This is a genomic window from Ferrovum myxofaciens, from assembly GCF_000735045.1.
GTDB classification, from domain to species: Bacteria; Pseudomonadota; Gammaproteobacteria; order Burkholderiales; family Ferrovaceae; genus Ferrovum; species Ferrovum myxofaciens.
Map to the genome: position 1 here is coordinate 1 of NZ_JPOQ01000178.1, position 1,316 is coordinate 1,316.

Annotated in this window: 2 protein-coding genes; one reads left to right on the forward strand and one right to left on the reverse strand. The window is 50.5% G+C overall.

Annotated features, from left to right (window positions below):
• On the reverse strand, positions 1-354 hold a 354-nt coding region (locus tag IV91_RS0112570), incomplete at its 3' end, for an SRPBCC family protein (protein ID WP_031598956.1).
• A gap of 515 nt (positions 355-869) precedes the next feature.
• Between IV91_RS0112570 and IV91_RS16955 the strand changes: the two genes are divergently transcribed.
• Entirely contained in the window at positions 870-1,121 is a 252-nt protein-coding gene (locus IV91_RS16955) for a tyrosine-type recombinase/integrase (RefSeq protein ID WP_051862702.1), read from the forward strand.
• The last annotated feature ends 195 nt before the right edge of the window (positions 1,122-1,316 follow it).

A 1,316-nucleotide genomic window follows, 5' to 3' on the forward strand; every position in this document is an offset into this window, starting at 1 on the left:
CGCAACGATTTTTCTCCACAAAAAAGACAAAAAACCTTCGATGCTCATGGTCGTGCGTATTTCCAGTTCATCATCGTAAGCAATGAATTCATGGCAACCGAACATGCGTGCCCCAGGAAAACAGGTCAAATCGGTGAACTGCCTGCCAGGTTCGACTTTGATGATCCGGATGGAAACTTGTGGGCCATTCTTGGGTTTTAGCTTGAAAGTGTTGCCCACCTTGAACTCGCCGTTCAATTCTGCATATTCGATGTCGGGCTGCCAAGTGTGCCACCGATTAACATCGGTCCATACCATCCACACTTTATTTACTTGCAACCCACTTACCCGCTTGCTGTAGGTCCTGCTCCACATAAATCACTCCCTCTCTCGGCAATATGGAAGAATAGTAACCTAGTTTACATTGTAAGTAAACTTACCAGATGGCCCTAGAGACGGTCATCCCCTGTTCAAAGATACTGGAGGGATCAAGAGCAACTACCGGAATTCCTCCAGATCCGGAAGCTCCGACGATTTGCCCCGCTTGTGCAAAACTGTTGATGATCAGGGGAATCCAGGCAGGAACTTCGTAAGCGTCCGGTGGCCGAACGACCCTTTTATCCGATTCAGGTTGAAACAGGATTTTGCGAGGTGGGGCTTTGCTCCGTCCCTGCGAATGGTTTTTCTGACGGAGTATCACCCGTTTGCGGCAGAGCCAAGGGTTGCAAAAATCGTTCTGCCAGACAAGCGGTCAGAATCGCCTTCTATTCAGGATGCGGTTGTCGGAGATATTGCGCGCGCGACGTGTGGGGGAAACCTTTGTGCTGGATGACACCAAAAATGGCAATCCGAGAATCGTACCGGTCCATCCAAGAATCTGATCCATTCAGATGAAACCGGTGAGCAAGATAACGATTCAGCACTCTTTCAAGGAATCAGCGAGGGCCCAAGGGTTGGGGCATTTCCACTTCCATGACCTGCGCCATTCAACGGCAAGCGAGATGATCAACCAAGGGGTGGATCTTTATACTGTTGGGGGAGTTTTGGGCCACAAGGACTCGAGAAGAACTCAGCGTTATGCGCAGTTGGCCACTGAAAGTTTGGCTGCGGCGATTATGAAGATCGGAAAGAAAGCGGCTTGATGGTTAAAAAACTCCCACTTTTGATTTTTTTTGCTGGATTTCAGTGGCTGCAATCGGCCTGTAAAGCCCTTGACATCCTCCCCGGCATGAATGCCGGAGATTCCTACGGCGCTACACAAGGGCAAGCCCCTGTGTAGTCGCTTCGGCGGGTTCCTGCTTCACGGAACGGCCTGATTGCGCCAATTCTCCACAGGC